Source organism: Bacillus pretiosus, from assembly GCF_052947655.1.
On the sequence record NZ_CM129593.1, the window covers coordinates 1,247,079 to 1,266,952 of the forward strand.

A 19,874-nucleotide genomic window follows, 5' to 3' on the forward strand; every position below is an offset into this window, starting at 1 on the left:
TTTATAGAATGTGAAAGTAAAGGGAAAAGGGAGAGTCATATGGTAAATTTTAAGAAAATTTCGGTTTTCGTTATGGTTATTTGTTTATTTTTTTTGACACCTATGACGTTATATGCTGAGACGAATATTGGAGTAAATCCGGAGCAAGTGGCACCTCCACCTGCGGAAGGGCCGAATGTTTTTAGTCAGTTTGCGACTACGATTGATGCGAAAACAGGAGATATGTTGTACGACAAAAATGCACATCATCGTGCGTTCCCTGCTAGTATGACGAAAGTGTTAACGGCGATTTTACTGATGGAGCATACGAAGCCAGAGGATCAATTTACGTTTTCACAATTAGCATTAGATCAAGAGAAGAGTAATTATCAAATTGAGTTTCACCCTGGTGAGACTATTAATAGAAATACTGCACTTATGATTTTAATGGTGCTGAGTGCGAATGATGTGTCGTATGCGATTGCGGAGCGTATTGGAGGAAGTGTTGAAAACTTCGCCAATATGATGAATGAAAGGGCGAAGCAATTAGGGGCTAAAGATAGTCATTTTGTAACGCCAAATGGATTGCATGATCCAAATCATTATACGACGCCATATGATATGGCCATGATTACGAGAGGTGTGCAAAAGTATCCTGAAATTTTACAAGCGATGAATACGAAAAGAACGACGGTTACGACATCTACGCAAACAGTTTCTATTTTTAATAAGTCTACTTATTTTGAAAATCCATATAGTATGGGTGGTAAGACAGGATTTACGAATGAAGCACGCAATACGCTCGTTTTATTAAATGAGAAGGATGGTAATCGTATTATAAATGTAGTAATGGCTTCTCAAAGACCTGAAATTTATGAAGATTTGAAGCAGATGGCGGAATATTCTTTTGGGCAATTTACGAAGCAAACTGTACTAGATAAACATAGTTGGCACCAAAAGGCAAAGTATTTAAATAAAGATGTTGATTCTGAGCTGGAAAAAAGTGCAGAGCTTATGCTAAAGAAAGATGAAGGGAAAAATATAAAAACGGCTTTTCGGGTTAATTCAGTGGATAAAGAATCTTTGTATCAAAAAGGAATTCATCGCGGTGAAGTAGTTGGTGCGGTAGATATTATAAAGAATAATCAAACGATTGCGACTATAAATGTTCTTTCAAAAGAAGATGTTACTTTTGCGATGCCTAAAAAAGATACAGTTGCACCTGAAGTAAAGGAATCGAATGTGAAAGTGATAAGTGTTGGAATAGGTGCGATTTTATTATTTGGAGCGATTTTATATGTAGTGCTGCGCCGAAATAACCAAGGGATGAAATCAGAAGAAAAATAAATTGCTAGTAGACCGTGATGAGATTTTGTCACGGTCTTTTTTGTATGCATTTCAAAAATGATTTAACTAATAATTGTAAATTTTCTTATTGCATTTCCATATCGTTCGTTATATTATTTACTTGTGTTCTTGTTAGAGAACTAAAGTGAATATTGTATACTTCAAATAACATAAAACAACGGAGAGGGAGAGAAACGATGAAATTAATTTGGAGGGTGATTAGCAACGTTATCTCATTTGTTTTATTTGCATTGATGATTTGCTTAGCTTTTGTAGTTATTTCTTCAAAAGCGAGCGGTGGGGATCCAACAGTGATGGGATATCAATTTAAATCAGTGTTATCAGGATCGATGGAACCGACATTTTTAACAGGATCAATCATTGCGATAGAACCGACGAAAGATGGTTCTAAATATCAAAAAGGCGATGTTATTACGTTTAAAGAGAAAGATGACAAAATTATCACTCACCGTATTATCGGTGTGAAAGATACAAATGGAAAAGTAATGTATGAAACAAAAGGGGATAACAACAACGGACCAGATTTAGCACCAGTACTTGCAGAGAATGTAATTGGAAAGTATGCAGATATTACAGTTCCATACGTTGGTTATGGACTGAATTATGCGAGTTCAAAAGCGGGAGCAGCATTACTTCTCATTATTCCTGGAGTCTTTTTACTTGGCTATTCCGCAATTTCTATTTTTGGCGCTATTCGTAGCATTGACGGAGAAAAGAAAGATAAAAAAGTAGAACAATCCGTCTAGTTCGTTTGGTTATACTTTCCGTTTAGGAAGTTAACAAATATATATATATATTAAGGGGATATGGACATGACTTTAAAGAAAAAATTAGGAATGGGTATCGCATCAGCGGTATTAGGCGCTGCATTAGTTGGCGGAGGAACATTTGCATACTTTAGCGATAAAGAAGTGTCAAATAATACATTTGCGTCTGGAACACTTGATTTAGCGCTGAACCCATCAACAATTGTGAAAGTGGATAATTTAAAACCAGGTGATACAATTGAAAAAGAATTTAAATTGGAGAATAAAGGTACACTAGATATTAAAAAAGTACTATTAAATACGGAGTATGATGTAGAAGATGTGAAGAAAGATAATAAGAAAGACTTTGGTGAAGACATTGAAGTAGTTTTCTTGAAAAATATAGATAAAAAAGATGAAGTAATTAAGAGAATGACATTGAAAGAGTTGAAGAGTAAAACAATGACTGCTGCAGAAAATGATTTAGTAAGTTGGTTATGGCCTGAGAAAGGTATTAAAGCAGGAACTAATGATTCATTTAAAGTGAAATTCCACTTTATTAATAAAAATGAACCTCAAAATGAATTCCAAGGCGACAAACTGCAATTAAAATGGACATTTGAAGCACAACAAGGCGATGGAGTGGAGAAAAAGTAATCATAAAAAGAGACTATCAAAAATGATAGTCTCTTTTTATGATAAAAGTGAAATGTACAAAGAAACATAATTTCTTATATCATTTTATAATTCACTTTATTATAATAAAGGTATAGTTCTTGATAAAGAACAAGTTGTTCGATAGGAGAGATTAAAATGCTGAAGCCACCTCGCAAATTCAAAAGGATGCTTATATTGCCATGTTTGTGTTCTATTACTTTTTATTTAGGCTCTCAAATGATGACTTATACAGAAGCAGCTTTCATTCATGAAACGAAAGTTGAGGCTACTATTTCTACAGCAAGTATTTTTCCAAAAACAGTTGATCAATTAACAGAACAAGCTAAGCAACATAAGGAAGTTATTTTGCGTGAGTATGAAGGGATGAAATTGAAATTAACCTTTACTTCCATTCAAGAGTTAGAGCAGGTGCTTGCTACGTGGAAGCAAGGGCGTGAGAAAATAGTTGCGGAAAGAGAATTGTTACAAAAAGTATATGTATCAATAGAGGGTCCTTATAATCAAGTGCAAGAAGAGTTAAAAGGAAATAAAAGCGAATCGAATAAGCCAGTATTCTCATATGTGAATGCTGGTTTTCATATAGTGAAAGACAATTGTGAGTATGTTGATAAAGAGGTAAAGTTACAGGTGATTGATAAACAAATTCAAGATTTTGAGAAATTACTAGTAGAGGAAACAGCAAAACAAGTAAGTGAGGCTAAGAAACAAGAAGAAGCGAAAAAGCAAGAAGAGAGTAAAAAGCAAGAAGAAGCGAAAAAACTAGAAGAGAGTAAGAAACAAGAAGAAGCGAAAAAGCAAGAAGAGAGTAAAAAGCAAGAAGAAGCGAAAAAACTAGAAGAGAGTAAGAAGCAAGAAGAAGCGAAAAAACTAGAAGAGAGTAAGAAGCAAGAAGAGGCGAAAAAACTAGAAGAGAAGAAACAAGAAGAACAGAAAAATAAAGATAGCAAGTAAATACAGCAACTTTTCAGAGCGAATAGAGGTTATAAAGCCGAATAGGTGAGAGAGCATTGCGACTCACCTATTCGGCGTGTCTTCTTTATTTTAACAATACACGTCATATACGAGAAAACTGGTTGGCAGCATGATGGTGAAAGATACTAATTAGTATAGATAGTGAAAATTAATTACGTTTTTCTTTGTTTCTCAACAAATTTCCGAAAATTTAAAATGATATTGAGAAATAAAAATAACTGAAAATACTAATAAAAAAATGTTGTATTTATATAGAGTTGTTCGTTATAATGAACTTAAGGTTTTTAAAAGAGAACGAATATTAGCTAAGCTAATATAGTTTTCTTTATGTCCCTTATTGAAAAATTATAGGGGGAAAAATATAAAAAACAGCTAGGGGGAATTGATTGTGAGTCTGAAAAAGAAATTAGGTATGGGAGTTGCATCAGCGGCACTGGGGTTATCTTTAATTGGTGGAGGAACGTTTGCATACTTTAGCGATAAAGAAGTATCAAATAATACATTTGCAGCTGGGACGTTAGATCTTACATTAGACCCTAAAACGCTTGTAGATATTAAAGATTTAAAACCAGGGGATTCTGTTAAGAAAGAGTTCTTATTAAAGAATAGCGGTTCATTAACAATTAAAGACGTTAAACTAGCAACAAAGTATACTGTGAAAGATGCAAAAGGTGATAATGCTGGTGAAGACTTTGGTAAGCACGTTAAAGTGAAATTCCTTTGGAACTGGGATAAACAAAGTGAGCCTGTATATGAAACAACTTTAGCTGATTTACAAAAAACTGATCCAGATCTTTTAGCTAAAGACATCTTTGCTCCTGAGTGGGGAGAAAAGGGTGGATTAGAAGCTGGTACAGAGGATTATTTATGGGTACAATTTGAATTTGTAGATGATGGAAAAGACCAAAATATCTTCCAAGGTGATTCATTGAATTTAGAATGGACATTCAATGCTAACCAAGAAGCTGGCGAAGAAAAATAATAAAAAAGCGGGTATCCCCCGCTTTTTTTTATAAAGAAAAAGAAGTGCTGGTTGTTAGCACTTCTTTCTATTATTATTTTTGATCGTGCTTCCATTTTGTAAATTCAAGAAATTCACGAAATTGTTCTTTGGAGACACCAGAGTTCATTGCATCTTTAACAAGCTGTGTCCATTCGGAGTCTAGGTTAGTTTCCTTTGTTGTTTCATCATGAAGTAAAGTATCAACTGGAATTTGTAGAACTGCTGCGATCTTTTCAAGAAACTGAATGGAAGGGTTTTTTTGTAAATTTCGCTCTATAGAACTAATGTAAGATTTAGCAACACCAGCTTTTTCGGCAAGTTCAGTTAATGAAATACCTTTTTGTAAGCGAAGGCGTTTTATACGTTCTCCAATCATATTTGCGCACCTTTCTATCAATATGTAGTCGTCTTATGATGTCATTATTATAACATAAACTTCGTTAAAAAGAACAAGGCTATTGAGCCTGACTGGATGGCTTCATACGTCTTAAAAAATGTTCGATATCTTGCAGGGCGATACCAGCGTCTAGAGCTTCAAGTATTAAATCAATCCATTCTTGGTCCAGTGCGTCAGTCTTATCTTTGTACAAATGTAATTCCTCCCTAATTATCGGTCATAACTGCTGCTACAGAATATATGATAATGCAATCGCATTTTGTGTTTTATATAGTGAATTATCAAATATTTTGTAGATAAAACAAAGATAAAATCCCCATTAAATTCCCTCTATGGCGATTATAAAGTTTCTGACAAATATTTTCAATATTTTCAGAAAACATTGTTGAATTGTGATATATTCGTATGCTAACTATGGAATTTTTACAAATATGTTAAAAAAATTACATAATATAACTAAATATTGAAAAAATATTGAATTTTTAATAAAATTCAATTTGTAATACATATTTTTTATTAGGGGAGGAAATAAGGGATGAACAAGAAACCGTTCAAAGTTTTGTCATCAATCGCTTTGACAGCTGTGTTAGGTCTTTCATTCGGGGCGGGTGGCCAGTCTGCATATGCTGAAACACCTGTGAATAAGACAGCTACGAGTCCAGTCGATGATCATTTAATTCCAGAAGAACGTTTAGCAAATGCGCTAAAAAACCGTGGGGTAATTGATTCGAAGGCTTCAGAGACAGAAACAAAGAAAGCCGTCGAAAAATACGTAGAGAACAAAAAGGGTGAAAATCCTGGGAAAGAAGTATCAAATGGGGACCCACTTACAAAAGAAGCATCTGACTTTTTAAAGAAAGTGAAAGATGCGAAAGCTGATACGAAAGAAAAGTTAGACAAACCAGCAACAGGAACACCTGCAGCGACAGGCCCAGTTAAGGGTGGTCTAAATGGTAAAGTACCAACTTCTCCAGCAAAGGGAAAAGAATATAACGGTGAAGTTCGTAAAGATAAAGTACTCGTTTTACTTGTAGAGTACGCTGACTTTAAACATAACAATATCGATAAAGAACCTGGTTATATGTATACTGACGATTTTAACAAAGAACATTATGAAAAAATGTTATTCGGTAATGAGCCATTCGCATTAGAGGATGGCAGCAAAATCGAAACGTTTAAACAATATTACGAAGAGCAATCTGGCGGTAGTTATACAGTAGACGGAACAGTTACAAAATGGTTAACAGTTCCTGGTAAAGCTGCTGATTACGGTGCAGATGGTGCGACAGGTCATGATAATAAAGGACCAAAAGGACCACGTGATTTAGTAAAAGATGCATTAAAAGCAGCTGTAGATAGCGGTATTGATTTATCAGAGTTTGACCAATTCGATCAATATGATGTAAATGGCGATGGAAATCAAAAACAACCGGACGGTTTAATTGATCACTTAATGATTATCCATGCGGGTGTTGGACAAGAAGCAGGCGGCGGTAAATTAGGTGACGATGCAATTTGGTCACATCGCTGGACTGTTGGACCAAAACCATTCCCAATTGAAGGCACACAAGCGAAAGTTCCATATTGGGGGGGAAAGATCGCGGCATTCGACTACACAATTGAACCAGAAGATGGCGCAGTTGGTGTATTCGCACATGAATATGGTCATGATTTAGGTCTTCCAGATGAGTATGATACAGACTATACTGGTGACGGTGAACCAATTCAAGCTTGGTCTGTTATGAGTGGCGGAAGCTGGGCTGGTAACATTGCAGGAACAACGCCAACGAGTTTCTCACCACAAAATAAAGAGTTTTTCCAAAAAACAATCGGTGGTAACTGGGCAAATATCGTAGAAGTAGATTACGAGAAATTAAATAAAGGTATCGGTCTAGCAACATATTTGGACCAAAGTGTTACGAAATCTAACCGCCCAGGTATGATTCGTGTTAACTTGCCAGATAAAGATATAAAAACAATTGCTCCAGCATTTGGTAAGCAGTATTACTACAGCACAAAAGGTGACAATCTTCACACAAAAATGGAGACGCCACTGTTCGATTTAACAAATGCAACGACTGCGAAATTTGATTTCAAGTCATTGTATGAAATTGAAGCAGAGTATGATTTCCTTGAAGTACATGCTGTAACAGAAGATGGTCAGCAAACATTAATCGAAAAACTGGGTGAGAAAGCAAATAGTGGAAATGCACATTCAACAAATGGAAAATGGATTGACAAATCATACGATTTAAGCCAATTCAAAGGTAAGAAAGTAAAATTAACATTTGAGTACATTACAGATGGTGGTTTAGCATTAAACGGTTTCCTACTTGATAATGCATCACTAAATGTAGACGGTAAAGTAGTATTCTCTGATGATGCAGAAGGTACACCGCAGTTCAAATTAGATGGATTCGCTGTATCTAATGGAACAGAGAAGAAAAAACATAACTATTATGTAGAGTGGAGAAACTATGCTGGTTCGGATAACGCATTGAAATATGCTCGCGGTCCAGAATACAACACAGGTATGGTTGTATGGTATGCAGACTCAGCTTATACAGATAACTGGGTTGGTTTACATCCAGGACATGGTTTCCTTGGCGTAGTTGATTCTCATCCAGAAGCAATTGTTGGAACTTTAAATGGTAAACCAACAGTAGCAAGTAGTACACGATTCCAAATCGCTGATGCGGCGTTCTCATTTGATAAAACGCCAGCTTGGAAAGTTGTATCTCCAACGCGCGGAACGTATACGTATAATGGCTTAGCAGGCGTACCGAAGTTTGATGATTCGAAAACGTATATTAATAAACAGATTCCAGATGCAGGACGTATTTTACCGAATCTTGGCCTGAAGTTTGAAGTAGTAGGACAAGCTGATGATAATTCTGCTGGTGCTGTTCGTTTATATCGTTAATACAGTAAAACTACCGAAAGATTTTCTTTCGGTAGTTTTTTTGTGAGCAATGAATTTTATATGCAAGAAGAAATTATATATAATGTAACTTTACGAATAGAAATTTATTATATATGAAGTCTATATAAATAATGAAAGAATTGGATAAAAATAGTGGGAGAAGGTGAATGAATGAGTGTTTCTTCTATTGTAAATAAACAAAAAGCATATTTTTATAATGGCCATACGAGAAGTGTAGAAGTGAGAAAGAATAATTTGAAGAAGCTTTATGAAGGCATTCAGCGTTTTGAAGAAGAAATATTTCAGGCATTGAAATTAGATTTAAATAAGTCAGTTCATGAGTCGTTTACAACGGAAGTTGGATATGTATTAAAAGAAATTTCCTTTCAATTGAAGCATATTTCATCGTGGAGTAAACCGAAGCGGGTTCGAACAGCACTCACTCATTTTGGATCAAAGGGGAAAGTAGTTCCTGAACCGTACGGTGTGACACTTATTATTGCACCGTGGAACTATCCGTTTCAATTAGCAATTGCACCTCTTGTAGGAGCGTTGGCGGCTGGAAATACAATTGTTTTAAAGCCGTCAGAGTTAACGCCAAACGTTTCCAAAGTACTTACGAGGATGTTAGAGGAATTATTCCAAGAAGAGCTTGTAGCGGTAGTAGAAGGCGGTGTAGAAAAGAGTACGGAATTGTTAAAGGAACCGTTTGATTATATTTTCTTTACAGGTAGTGTCGGTGTTGGAAAAGTTGTGATGGAAGCAGCAGCGAAACGGTTGACGCCACTCACGTTAGAACTTGGGGGAAAAAGCCCATGTATTGTACATAAAGATGCAAAAATAGATGTAACAGCAAGACGAATTGTTTGGGGTAAGTTTTTAAATGCAGGGCAAACGTGTGTAGCGCCTGATTATATGTATGTGCATGCTTCGGTGAAAGAACAGTTAATCGAGGCATTACGACACGAAATTGCGGAGCAGTATGGAAAAGATCCACTAAACAATGACAATTATGTACGAATTGTGACTGAACGTCATTTTGAACGTTTATGTTCATTTTTGAAAGATGGTAAAACGGTAATCGGCGGGAACTATAAAAAAGAAACTTTACATATAGAACCAACAGTGTTAACAAATGTTACATGGCAAAGTACTGTTATGGAAGATGAAATTTTTGGTCCGATCTTACCAATTGTAGAATACGACAACATAGAAGAGGTAATTGGAACAATTCAGCAACATCCGAAGCCATTAGCGTTATATGTATTTTCTGAGGATAAAGAAGTACAAAAGAAAATGACAAGTAATATTTCATATGGCGGAGGCTGTATTAATGATGTTGTCTATCATCTTGCAACGCCATATTTACCTTTTGGTGGTGTTGGAAGTAGTGGATTAGGTAGTTATCATGGGGAAGAAAGTTTTCGGACTTTTTCACATTATAAAAGCATTTTAGCCCAATCTACGGCATTCGATATGAAAATTCGTTACTCTTCTACAAAAAGTGCTTTAAAATTCATACGAAAGTTGTTAAAATGATGATGGTGTTTATCAGTAGGCGTAGCCGTATGATAATAGCCCCTTCGTAATGGAAGGGGTTTTTCTGTTCGACATATGTATCATGCAAAAATGAATCAAACATACTACATAAAGAATAGAAGAGAACGCTAAACAACCATTTTTGTTTGGATCGAAACAAAAAATAGTCTATAGAACATAAATATTTATTCATGAATATAAAAATTAAAATTTAAGGTAGATAGGACGGGAAAATGAAAAAGATTATTAAAGTTGAAGCAGTAGAAAAACATTTTGGAAATCAAGTGATTATCCCACCTCTTTCTTTAGACATTAAAGAAGGGGAATTTTTAACGATTTTAGGGCCGAGTGGTTGCGGGAAAACAACGTTACTTCGCATGATCGCAGGCTTTGAAACGCCAACTAAAGGGAATCTTTTATTAGATGATGAAAAGATTAACGATTTGCCACCATATAAGCGTCATATGAACTTAGTGTTCCAACATTATGCGCTATTCCCACATATGAATGTGGAGAAAAATATTTGTTTCGGTATGAAAATGCAGAAAGTACCGGCAGCAGAGCAGAAAGAGCGTGCTGAAGAGGCAATGCGTTTAACGCAGTTACTTGAGTTCCGTAATCGTAAACCTGCAAAGCTTTCTGGTGGACAGCAGCAGCGTGTAGCAATTGCGAGAGCGATTGTAAATAACCCGCGTGTATTATTACTAGATGAGCCACTTGGGGCGTTAGACTTTAAGTTAAGAAAAGATTTGCAACGTGAATTGAAAAACTTACAACGTAATTTAGGAATTACATTCATATACGTAACGCACGATCAAGAAGAAGCGATGAGCATGAGTGATCGTATTGTCGTTATGAATAAAGGACATATTGAACAAATTGGAACGCCGAAAGAAATTTACAATAAGCCGAAAACAATGTTCGTTGCGACATTTATCGGTGAAAATAATATTGTGAAAAACGGGGAAGGCTATGTAGCAATTCGCCCTGAAAACGTAAAAGTACGTTCGGTTGAAGAGCCGATTTTAAAAGAATACCATCTTGGACATATTGAAGACGTTGAGTTTGTTGGAAATATGGAAAAGCTGTATGTACGTGACGAGAAAACATCAGAATTACTAATGGCATATCAAACTGCTGAAGAAGCAGCGCAGTGGAGCATTGGAGATAATGTATACGTAGGCTGGGAGCAAGAGGACGAGGTGACCTTAAATTGAAAAAAGGGAAATTACTCGCACTACCGACAGTCGCGTGGCTGTTAATCTTCTTCCTAATTCCCCTTCTGTTTGTATTGGCATTTGCCTTTATGCAGCGCGGGGCATATGGGACAGTTGAAATGCAATTTACGTTAGAGAATATAGCTCGTGTGTTTGATCCACTATACATGGGAACGTTATGGGAAACTGTTAAGATTGCAGTTATTACAACAGTAATCTGTTTAGTAATTGGTTATCCATTTGCTTATACAATTACAATTGTTGATCGCAAATACCGTTCAATTCTTTTATTATTGGCAACGATCCCGTTTTGGATTAACTTCCTTGTTCGTTCATACGCATGGATTGTTATTTTACGTTCACAAGGTCTTGTAAACACATTGCTATTGAAACTAGGTATTATAAGTGAACCTTTAAATTTACTATATAACACACCTTCTGTAATACTCGGAATGGTCTATTCTTTATTACCATTTATGATTTTACCGGTGTATGCAGCGATTGAGCAGCTTGATAAGCGTAAGTTAGAAGCAGCTTATGATTTAGGAGCAACACCAGCAAAGGCATTTTGGAATGTAACAGTACCAATGACGATGTCAGGGATTGCTACTGGTTCTATTTTAGTGTTTGTTTCTTCTATCGGAATGTTTGTTGTATCAGACGTTATGGGTGGATCGAAAGTAGCGTTAATCGGAAACGTAATTCAAAATCAATTCTTAGGAGCGCGTGACTGGCCGTTTGGATCTGCGTTATCTATGATTGTTGTTCTATTCTCTGTTCTGTTAATTTACTTATATTATCGTGCAACGAAAGTATATAAATATGATGGGAACGGAGGGGAATAGGCAAAGATGAAGAAGTTTTTAGTTTCTTATTCTTGGTTAATTTTATTGTTCTTGTATTTTCCAATGATGGTTTTAATGGTATATTCCTTCAATGATTCTCGCATTAATGCGGAATGGGAAGGTTTTACATTCCATTGGTATACAGATTTATTTCAAAAGCAAGATGTTATTGATGCGTTTGTAAATAGTATGACGATTGCGATCGTAACGACGGTTGTAACGACAGTTCTTGGTGTGATTTTCGCGATTGCATTACATCGTTATAAATATCGTTATGAAGGGGCTATTAACGGTCTTGTGTATTTACCAATTTTAATTCCTGATATTTTAATGGGATTATCTTTACTTATCTTATTTAGTCAATTAGGTATGGAACTTGGCAAAACAACAATTATTATTGCGCACATTACATTTAGTATTTCATTTGTTGTCGTTATTTTAGCAGCGCGTCTTTCTGGTATGGGACGTGATTTAGAAGAGGCTGCGAATGATTTAGGAGCAACGCCGTGGCAAACGTTTCGTTATGTAACGTTCCCAGCAATTGCACCAGGGGTTATTTCAGCCGCATTATTAACATTCACATTATCAATTGATGATTTTGTAATTAGTTTCTTCGTATCAGGACCAGGATCAACAACATTGCCATTATACATTTACAGTATGGTTAAGCGCGGAGTATCACCAGAAATTAATGCACTTTCTACAATTTTAATTGTGGCTATCGTAGGATTAATGGTTCTATCTGAAATCTTCCGTAACAAAGGTGCAGATGGTGAAGAAAACTCTGGAGGACACCTTCCTTTATAATACGAATGATATAGAAAGTACGAGGAGGTAATAAACCGATGAAATTAATGAAAAGATTAGCCGGCGCAGCAATTAGCTTTAGCCTTGTTGCTGGTGTACTTGCTGGTTGTGGTGAAAAGAAAGAAGAGTTAAACATTTATAGCTGGGCTGACAATTTTGATGAGCAAGTGCTAAGAGATTTTGAAAAGAAATATAACGTGAAAATTAACTATGATAAGTATGCAAGTAATGAAGAAATGCTTGCGAAATTACAAGCAGGTGGCGCGAAGTATGATTTAATTCAGCCGTCTGATTACATGGTTAAAACAATGGCGAAAATGGATTTATTAGCGCCGTTAGACAAAAAGAATATCCCGAATATCGAAAATATGGTTTCTAACTTCAAAACACCGGCGTTTGATCCAGAGAATAAATATTCTTTAGTATATACTTGGGGCGTAACAGGTATTGCATACAATAAAAAGTATGTGAAAGAAGCTCCTACAAGCTGGACTGACCTATGGAATGAGAAATATAAAGGGCATGTAACTTTATTAAATGATTCTCGTGAAGTATTAGGTATGGGTCTTAAGAAGCATGGATTCTCAAACAGCACGAAAGACGATACACAGTTAAAGACAGCAGCAGATGATTTAAAGAAGCTGCTTCCAAACTTATTAGCATTTGATACAGATAATATTAAACAAAAATTCATTACAGAAGATGCTTGGATCGGAACAGTTTGGTCTGGAGATGCAGCATTTATCGCAAAAGATAATAAAGATGTAGAGTACGTTGTACCAAAGGAAGGCGGCACAATTTGGGCTGATACGTTAGCAATTCCAAAAGGTGCGAAAAACAAAGAGCTTGCAGAGAAGTTTATGAACTACTTATTAGATGAAAAAGTAAGTGTGAAAAACTACGAGTCAATTGGATACAGTAATCCTAATGAAAAAGCTCATCCTCTTCATAGTAAAGAATATCGTGATAATCATATGATCTTCTTAACGAAAGAAGAATTAGATCGTACAGAATGGCTTGTTGATGTAGACGATAAGCTAAAAGACTATGATCGTTACTGGACAGAGTTAAAAACAAAAGGTAAATAAGTAAGGAAATGCGGTTTCTAAAATAGAAATCGCATTTTTTCATAGTAGGAGGAAATCGCTTGAAAAAGAAGTTGCATCAATATGAGGTAGTATGTATCGTTTTATTACTTGCTGTATTTGGCATTGTTGCTTGGCGCGTACATGCGGGTGGCGTTACAGTGATGGATACATATGTCCGAGCATTAGTAAAAGGATTACAAACAGAAGGTTCGCTTACATTTTTCTCACACTATACAAAATTAGGTTCTGCTATCGGGATCGTAACTACGCTGGCTATAAGTTTACTTGTTTTTTGGAGAAAACGTTATTATGCTGCGATGATCGTGTATCCAATGGGCATTTTAATAACACATCTTGTTAATAAAGGGATAAAAGAAATTGTGAAAAGGGAGCGCCCATCGTTAAATGAAACGTTGGATGCGCTTGGGTATAGCTTCCCTAGTGGACATGCAATGTTATCTATTATGACATTCGGGTTTCTTACTTATATTATTGCGGCAAATTTGAAGAGTGTAACTGGAAAATATGTTATAACGATTTTGATGGGAATTGTAATTGTATCGATTGGATTAAGTAGAGTTATTTTAAATGTACATTATCCAACTGATATTTTAGCTGGTTATTGTGTAGGTGGTATTTTGTTAATTATGGCGATTTACTGCCATCGTTTACTTACCAAGAGATTGGGACTTAATAAAGAGAGATAAAAAACGTCTGGAAAAACTATCATTATAGTGTTTCCAGACGTTTTTTGTTTGTACGAAGATGTGATACAGTATAAATGACAATTGAATTATTTAAAGTAGGTGAAAATGTGTGAAAACAAATGTACATAAAGTAGATAAGTGGGGGAAATTAGGAGCTTTTTTGTATCAGTTTCGTTATACAGTAATTGTAGCATTACTATTGGTTGCGATCGCACTCGGTATTTTCGCTCCAAAGCTGCCGGGAGTATTAGGCGGTGATGGTTTCCAAACGGAAGGGGACTATCAAAAAACGAAAGAAATTTTAGATAAAGATTTTAAGAGGTCTCAAGACACACTTCTACTCGTTTTTGAAAAAAATAAGGGTGCTTCACATGAGGAATTTCAAAAGCAAGTAGAGGGAATTGTAAAGAATGTACAAGAGAAAGAGACATATGAATCTTTCCATCACCCAGTGCAAAATAAAGAAATGTTACAAGATGATATCGGCTATGCGACAATTTTATTTTCCGGGAAAACAAATAAAGAACGAATGGAAAAGACATTGCAATTTGCTGATAAAATCGAAAAGGAAAGTAATGCCGCATTAAAAGTAACGCCTACAGGGTTTCCAAAAATTAATCAAGAGATTAATGAAAGAACGCAAAATGATTTAAAAGTAGCGGAGATGATTGGGTTACCAATTGCATTTCTCGTATTACTATTTTCATTTGGTAGTCTTTTGGCATCTATTTTACCAATTGTAAATGGGGCGCTTAGTGTTATTAGTACGATGGGCATATTATACTTTATAGGTAGCGATAAGGAACTATCTATCTTTGTGTTAAATGTTGCACCGATGATTGGACTTGCGCTATCTATTGATTTTGCACTATTATTTGTAAATCGCTTTCGAGAGGAAGTTGCAAAGCGAGCGGTAAAAGAAGCGATAGCAATTACATATCAAACAGCAGGGCGCGCTATCGTATTTTCAGGATTATGTGTATTTGTTGGATTATCTGGCTTGTTTTTCTTTAAAATCGATTATATTCAGTCTGTCGCAATTAGCGGAATGATTGTTGTGATTATGAGTATTTTATTCTCACTCACACTTCTCCCAGCGCTATTATCATTAATTGGGAAACGAATATTAAAAAAGAATCAAGTAGCACATACGCCGGCAAAGGCTTGGCGCAAATTTGCGCAATTTGTAATGAAACATCCAATCGCAATGATTATTATTGTTACAACATTTATTGTTATTTGCTTATTACCGTTACGTACAGCTAATTTGCAGTTCCCTGACGTAGAAGCTCTACCTAAACAAAGTGATACAAGAATTGCATATGAGAAGTACGAAGAGGCATTTAATAAAACTGCAAAAAAACACGCTGATGTTACGTTAGTGGTAGAGACGAAAAAAGATATGAAAGAAAAAGAAAGTTTACAAAAGATAGAAGAAGTCGTTCAAAAGTTAAAAGATGATAAGAAAGTATATGAAGTTAGAAGTTTATACGACGGGTTAACTCGTATGAAAGCAGATCAAGTTGCTGGAATGTTAGAGTCGCCAGAAGCGGCGAAACTAGCTCCTATATTTGAAGCGTATACGAAAGGAAATAAGACGACGATAGAAATCTTTTTGAAAACAAAACCACGTACTGAAACTGCTAAACAGTGGGTTCGTGATTTTAAACAAAATTATAAAGAAACAGATGTTACGTATTATTTAGGCGGGATGACGACGTTCCAACAAGAGTTAGAAGATGAAATTAAAGATAAAGTTGCAATTGGTATGTCTGTTATATTTGGATCGACCTTTGTTATATTATTATTTGCATTCCGATCTATACTCATTCCAATTAAGGCGATTATTATGAATATACTTAGTTTAAGCGCAACAATTGGAATTGTTGTTTGGTTATTTGAAGGTGGGCATTTTGGTTTAGAAGCGAGTCCTGTTCTATTTGTCTTACCAATCTTTATTTTTGGTCTCGTATTTGGGCTTAGTATGGATTATGAAGTTTTTCTTATTTCACGTATTCATGAGTTATATGAAGAAACAGGAGATAATGATCAAGCAACGTTAGAAGGACTTGTGTCAACAAGTAGGATCATTACATCAGCTGCGTTAATTATGATTGTTGTAACAGGTGCGTTCGCCTTTACTGATATTTTACCAGTACGGCAAATGGGGCTTGGTGTTGCATTAGCAATATTCCTTGATGCAACAATTATTCGTCTTATGCTTGTACCAAGTTTAATGAAACTGTTTGGAGATTGGAACTGGTGGTTACCATTCCGAAAGAAAAGAGAAAAATCATCGTAAAAAATACTCATCTTATAGATGAGTATTTTTTTATGAATAGCAAGACCTACATTTTGCAAATAGTATGTGATAAGAACATTACATATAAGTAGGTGAAGGCAATGTTTCGTTATTTTAAGTTTAAGCTAAATGATACAGTACAGTTTGCAGAAAACGATGGGCATATGTATCGCATTGTCGGTTATCGGTTAGAAAAAGGATATTATCCAAAAGATGAATGGACTCATATCATTTATGAATTACTTAGAGATTTTGATGGGTATACGATGGATGCGGAAGAGGAGGAACTTGTAAAGGTCATTCAAGTAGAGGATGAGTATTACAAAATACAAGAGGTATCGGGCTATCGTTATCCAGTAAAAATGAAGCAAAAACAACAAGTGATGAAAGTAGAAAAAATTGATGACTTATTAGATACGTATAATGATTATAAAAGATTGGCGGATTTCTTTAAAGATTTATCGTATGAGCAAAAAGCGGAAGAAGTATTGCAGGAAATGAAACGGCGTAGAGCGTGAGGGGGCCAGTCTACTATAAGACTGGCCTCTATTTTTGACGGTGCATCAAATTGTGTTTTCCGTTACAATGAGAGAATCAATAGAAATAAGGTGATACAGTATGGAAACGAAGAAGAAGGGCGAATGGTGCGAAATTACTGTTCCAGCGAAATGGAATGGCATAAGTATTGATTCGTTATTAAAAATAGAATGGGAAATACCGAAAAAGTTGTTACATCAGCTTCGTATGGAAAAAGGTATTACCGTTAACGGAGAACAGAGAAGATGGAATGAGCTTTTAAAAGAAGGCGATAAGTTACAAGTGCATATGTTTATGGAAGAAGAATACGATGTAGATCCTGAATATGGTGAATTAGATGTAGTATATGAAGACGATCACGTACTCATCGTAAATAAGCCTGAGAAGATGGATACGCATCCTGCGGAAAAAGGTGGGATGGGAACACTTGCAAACCTTGTTGCTTTTCATTTTCAAATGCAAGGTTTAGAGACGAAGGTTCGTCATATTCATCGGTTAGATAAAGATACGACAGGTGGTGTCGTGTTTGCTAAGCATAGAATTGCTGGTGCAATTATGGATCGTTTATTAATGGAACGAAAAATTAAAAGAACATATGCGGCGCTTGTGGAAGGGAAAGTAAAAGGTAAGCAAGGAACAATTGACGCAGCTATTGGAAGAGATCGCCATCATGCGACGAGACGACGTGTTTCTCCAAAGGGAGATCAAGCTATCACATTTTATAAAGTAGAGAAGTATTTTAAAAACCAAAATGTTACGTTCGTAACGTTACAATTAGAAACAGGTAGAACCCATCAAATTCGTGTTCATATGAGCTATCATGGTAATCCATTAGTTGGGGATGTATTATATGGTGGACAAACGCAATATATGTCCAGGCAAGCATTACATGCGATGAAGATAAACCTCTTACATCCAATTACGAAAGAAGAGATCGAAGTGGATGTACCATTCCCTGCAAAATTAAATGATACAATGAAAGAATTTCAAAGAATGAATGCGTAAAGTGTAAGTTTAAATTTGAGAAAAGTAGATTCTTGCAGGAATTTCTCTAAAAGAAGCGAAGCCGTTAAGAGAAAAGAGAGGTGAGAATTGCTTGGTCAAATATAAATACATACTAGGAATATTTTTCGTTTGTCTTTTAGTTACTCTATGCCTCTATCCATATTTACCAAATGAGATGGCTGTACATTGGGATGAAAATGGTGGGCCGAACGATTTTATGAGTAAACAAGTTGTTATAGCATTTATTCCTTTTTTTCTTATTTTTTTACATGGGTTGATGTATATTATTTCACATAATATATATAAGTTTAATGAAGGCGAGCATGTCATTATAAGTGGATTTCTAAAGACGATTACTTTATTTATGTTGTTTATCCATATGCTCATTCTCTTTATTAATTTTGGAAGTATGATATCCTTTCAAACAGGACTAACAATTGGGATTAGTATGTTTCTTTTTATGCTTAGTAAGTTGTTTAAACAAGTGCAGAGTACGGAAAAAGACCCAATCAAATTACAAAAGATCCGTTTAGTGAGTAGGCGGATTTTTCAAATGATGGCATGTAGTATATTATTTTCATTATTTTTGAACTTGAAGTGGGGGTTTTATGTATTACTTAGTGTAATAAGTAGTGGTTCTATTTTGTTCATGTTTTACATTTTATACTCATACATAATAGAAAGTTATGAAACATAAAAAAGAGTCTTCTCATTATGAGAAGACTCTTTTAATCTATTTACTTCGTAATAAATTGTTGTGTCCAGTAGTTGCCGCTTTCTACATAGCCAACACCGATGTGAGTGAAGCCGTTATTTAAGATGTTTGCACGGTGTCCAGCACTGTTCATCCAAGCTTGTACTACCTCTTCAGGTGTACGTTGGCCTTGAGCGATGTTTTCACCTGCAGATGTATAAGAAATACCAAATTTCTTCATCATGTCAAACGGAGACCCGTATGTAGGGCTGTTATGATCAAAGTAGTTATTCTTCTGCATATCTTCAGATTTAACACGTGCTACTTTGCTTAATTCAGTATCGATTTTTAGTGCTGGTAAGCCTTGTTTTGCACGTTCAGCGTTTGTTAATTCAACAACACGTTGTTCGAATTCGCTTAAAGATTTTGCTTCTTCAGCAGGCTTTTGCTCAGCAGGTTTTTGTTCAGCTGGTTTTTGAGTATTGTTGTTTTCAGCAGGTTTTTGAGCTTCTGGTTTTTGAACTTCTTCAGCAGGCTTTTGAGTTTCTGGCTTAGCTGTTGGTTGCTCAGTTACAACATTTTCAGTTGGTTGTTGACCAGGAATAATGCAATTTGGTTGGAAGTTTCCTTGTTGCCATTGTGCTAATGATTCCACGCCCATAGATTGTAAGAATGCTTGTAATTCTTGTTGGCTCATTTGCTTCATCATCACTTTTGAATGCTGAATATTTTGAACCTTTACGTTAGATGGTTGTACTGTTGCAGCTTGTGCATCTAGAGAAGATACTCCTAAAGTAAGAGCCGTTGCAGCAGCTACAGATAATAAAACACGCTTTTTCATGATGTGTGTCCCCCTATATAAAGTTTTAATTTGTTTTCACACGATTTGTTTTTGACAGCCTGTCTGACTGACAAATTCATCGTAGCATAGATTTTGTGAGAAAAAAGATGGAAAAAAATTCATAGACTTAAAATTTACCTAATTTATCCTAAGAGGGGAAAAGAGGAAAAATAAGAGAAACATAGAGTATAAAAGGAATTTTCAGCATTTTTATACTTGGTTTTAA

General features: G+C 35.5%; 19 protein-coding genes. 16 read left to right on the forward strand and 3 right to left on the reverse strand.

What is annotated here, in order from left to right; genetic code table 11:
* Positions 1-39: 39 nt before the first annotated feature.
* The 5 genes from ACU8YW_RS06495 to calY all read left to right on the forward strand — a co-directional run bounded on the left by ACU8YW_RS06495 (position 40) and on the right by calY (position 4,725).
* On the forward strand, positions 40-1,326 hold the full coding sequence (locus ACU8YW_RS06495) for a D-alanyl-D-alanine carboxypeptidase family protein (RefSeq protein ID WP_002126097.1): 1,287 nt from the start codon (positions 40-42) through the stop codon (positions 1,324-1,326).
* 197 nt (positions 1,327-1,523) lie between these two features.
* Entirely contained in the window at positions 1,524-2,093 is a 570-nt protein-coding gene (gene sipW / locus ACU8YW_RS06500; RefSeq protein WP_426933906.1) for a signal peptidase I SipW, read from the forward strand.
* 66 nt (positions 2,094-2,159) lie between these two features.
* Complete coding sequence (locus ACU8YW_RS06505; RefSeq protein WP_088062545.1) at positions 2,160-2,750, forward strand: TasA family protein; 591 nt, start codon at positions 2,160-2,162, stop codon at positions 2,748-2,750.
* Positions 2,751-2,906: 156 nt separating this feature from the next.
* Positions 2,907-3,722 (forward strand): DUF4047 domain-containing protein, encoded by an 816-nt coding sequence (locus ACU8YW_RS06510; protein WP_088062547.1) that lies wholly within the window; start codon positions 2,907-2,909, stop codon positions 3,720-3,722.
* A 409-nt stretch (positions 3,723-4,131) separates the two neighbouring features.
* On the forward strand, positions 4,132-4,725 hold the full coding sequence (gene calY, locus ACU8YW_RS06515) for a biofilm matrix protein CalY (protein WP_000053730.1): 594 nt from the start codon (positions 4,132-4,134) through the stop codon (positions 4,723-4,725).
* Positions 4,726-4,798: 73 nt separating this feature from the next.
* Here the strand turns inward: calY and ACU8YW_RS06520 are convergent, their stop codons facing one another.
* Positions 4,799-5,122 carry a helix-turn-helix domain-containing protein gene (locus ACU8YW_RS06520; protein WP_088062549.1) on the reverse strand — a complete coding sequence of 108 codons (324 nt, stop codon included), beginning with the start codon at positions 5,120-5,122 and terminating at the stop codon, positions 4,799-4,801.
* A 79-nt stretch (positions 5,123-5,201) separates the two neighbouring features.
* The gene (locus ACU8YW_RS06525) at positions 5,202-5,336 is read right to left on the reverse strand and encodes an anti-repressor SinI family protein (protein ID WP_088062551.1); all 135 of its coding nucleotides are present in this window, start codon (positions 5,334-5,336) and stop codon (positions 5,202-5,204) included.
* Positions 5,337-5,678: 342 nt separating this feature from the next.
* Here ACU8YW_RS06525 and inhA1 point away from each other — a divergent pair, with 342 nt between their 5' ends.
* The 11 genes from inhA1 to ACU8YW_RS06580 all read left to right on the forward strand — a co-directional run bounded on the left by inhA1 (position 5,679) and on the right by ACU8YW_RS06580 (position 18,810).
* Entirely contained in the window at positions 5,679-8,066 is a 2,388-nt protein-coding gene (inhA1, locus tag ACU8YW_RS06530) for a M6 family metalloprotease immune inhibitor InhA1 (protein WP_001035922.1), read from the forward strand.
* A gap of 171 nt (positions 8,067-8,237) precedes the next feature.
* On the forward strand, positions 8,238-9,605 hold the full coding sequence (locus ACU8YW_RS06535) for an aldehyde dehydrogenase (protein WP_426933905.1): 1,368 nt from the start codon (positions 8,238-8,240) through the stop codon (positions 9,603-9,605).
* A gap of 233 nt (positions 9,606-9,838) precedes the next feature.
* Entirely contained in the window at positions 9,839-10,822 is a 984-nt protein-coding gene (gene potA, locus ACU8YW_RS06540; RefSeq protein ID WP_000720323.1) for a spermidine/putrescine ABC transporter ATP-binding protein PotA, read from the forward strand.
* A complete protein-coding gene (gene potB / locus ACU8YW_RS06545; protein ID WP_000715495.1) occupies positions 10,819-11,667 on the forward strand; it encodes a spermidine/putrescine ABC transporter permease PotB in 849 nt (282 codons plus the stop codon). Before potA ends, potB begins: the two co-directional genes overlap by 4 nt.
* A 6-nt stretch (positions 11,668-11,673) precedes the next feature.
* The gene (gene potC / locus ACU8YW_RS06550) at positions 11,674-12,474 is read left to right on the forward strand and encodes a spermidine/putrescine ABC transporter permease PotC (RefSeq protein WP_000714201.1); all 801 of its coding nucleotides are present in this window, start codon (positions 11,674-11,676) and stop codon (positions 12,472-12,474) included.
* 38 nt (positions 12,475-12,512) lie between these two features.
* A complete protein-coding gene (potD, locus tag ACU8YW_RS06555; protein ID WP_098230411.1) occupies positions 12,513-13,562 on the forward strand; it encodes a spermidine/putrescine ABC transporter substrate-binding protein PotD in 1,050 nt (349 codons plus the stop codon).
* A gap of 59 nt (positions 13,563-13,621) precedes the next feature.
* Complete coding sequence (locus tag ACU8YW_RS06560) at positions 13,622-14,269, forward strand: phosphatase PAP2 family protein (RefSeq protein WP_000727812.1); 648 nt, start codon at positions 13,622-13,624, stop codon at positions 14,267-14,269.
* Between the two features lie 109 nt (positions 14,270-14,378).
* Positions 14,379-16,571 carry an MMPL family transporter gene (locus tag ACU8YW_RS06565; RefSeq protein ID WP_088062553.1) on the forward strand — a complete coding sequence of 731 codons (2,193 nt, stop codon included), beginning with the start codon at positions 14,379-14,381 and terminating at the stop codon, positions 16,569-16,571.
* 101 nt (positions 16,572-16,672) lie between these two features.
* Positions 16,673-17,089: a YodN-related protein gene (locus tag ACU8YW_RS06570; RefSeq protein ID WP_060489448.1), complete on the forward strand. Its 417-nt coding sequence runs from the start codon at positions 16,673-16,675 to the stop codon at positions 17,087-17,089.
* Between the two features lie 100 nt (positions 17,090-17,189).
* Positions 17,190-18,113 (forward strand): RluA family pseudouridine synthase, encoded by a 924-nt coding sequence (locus ACU8YW_RS06575; protein WP_098230412.1) that lies wholly within the window; start codon positions 17,190-17,192, stop codon positions 18,111-18,113.
* A 91-nt stretch (positions 18,114-18,204) separates the two neighbouring features.
* Positions 18,205-18,810 (forward strand): DUF1648 domain-containing protein, encoded by a 606-nt coding sequence (locus tag ACU8YW_RS06580; RefSeq protein WP_060489453.1) that lies wholly within the window; start codon positions 18,205-18,207, stop codon positions 18,808-18,810.
* A gap of 40 nt (positions 18,811-18,850) precedes the next feature.
* Here ACU8YW_RS06580 and ACU8YW_RS06585 read toward each other — a convergent pair whose 3' ends face one another.
* Entirely contained in the window at positions 18,851-19,648 is a 798-nt protein-coding gene (locus ACU8YW_RS06585) for a CAP domain-containing protein (RefSeq protein ID WP_446894048.1), read from the reverse strand.
* Positions 19,649-19,874: the final 226 nt, after the last annotated feature.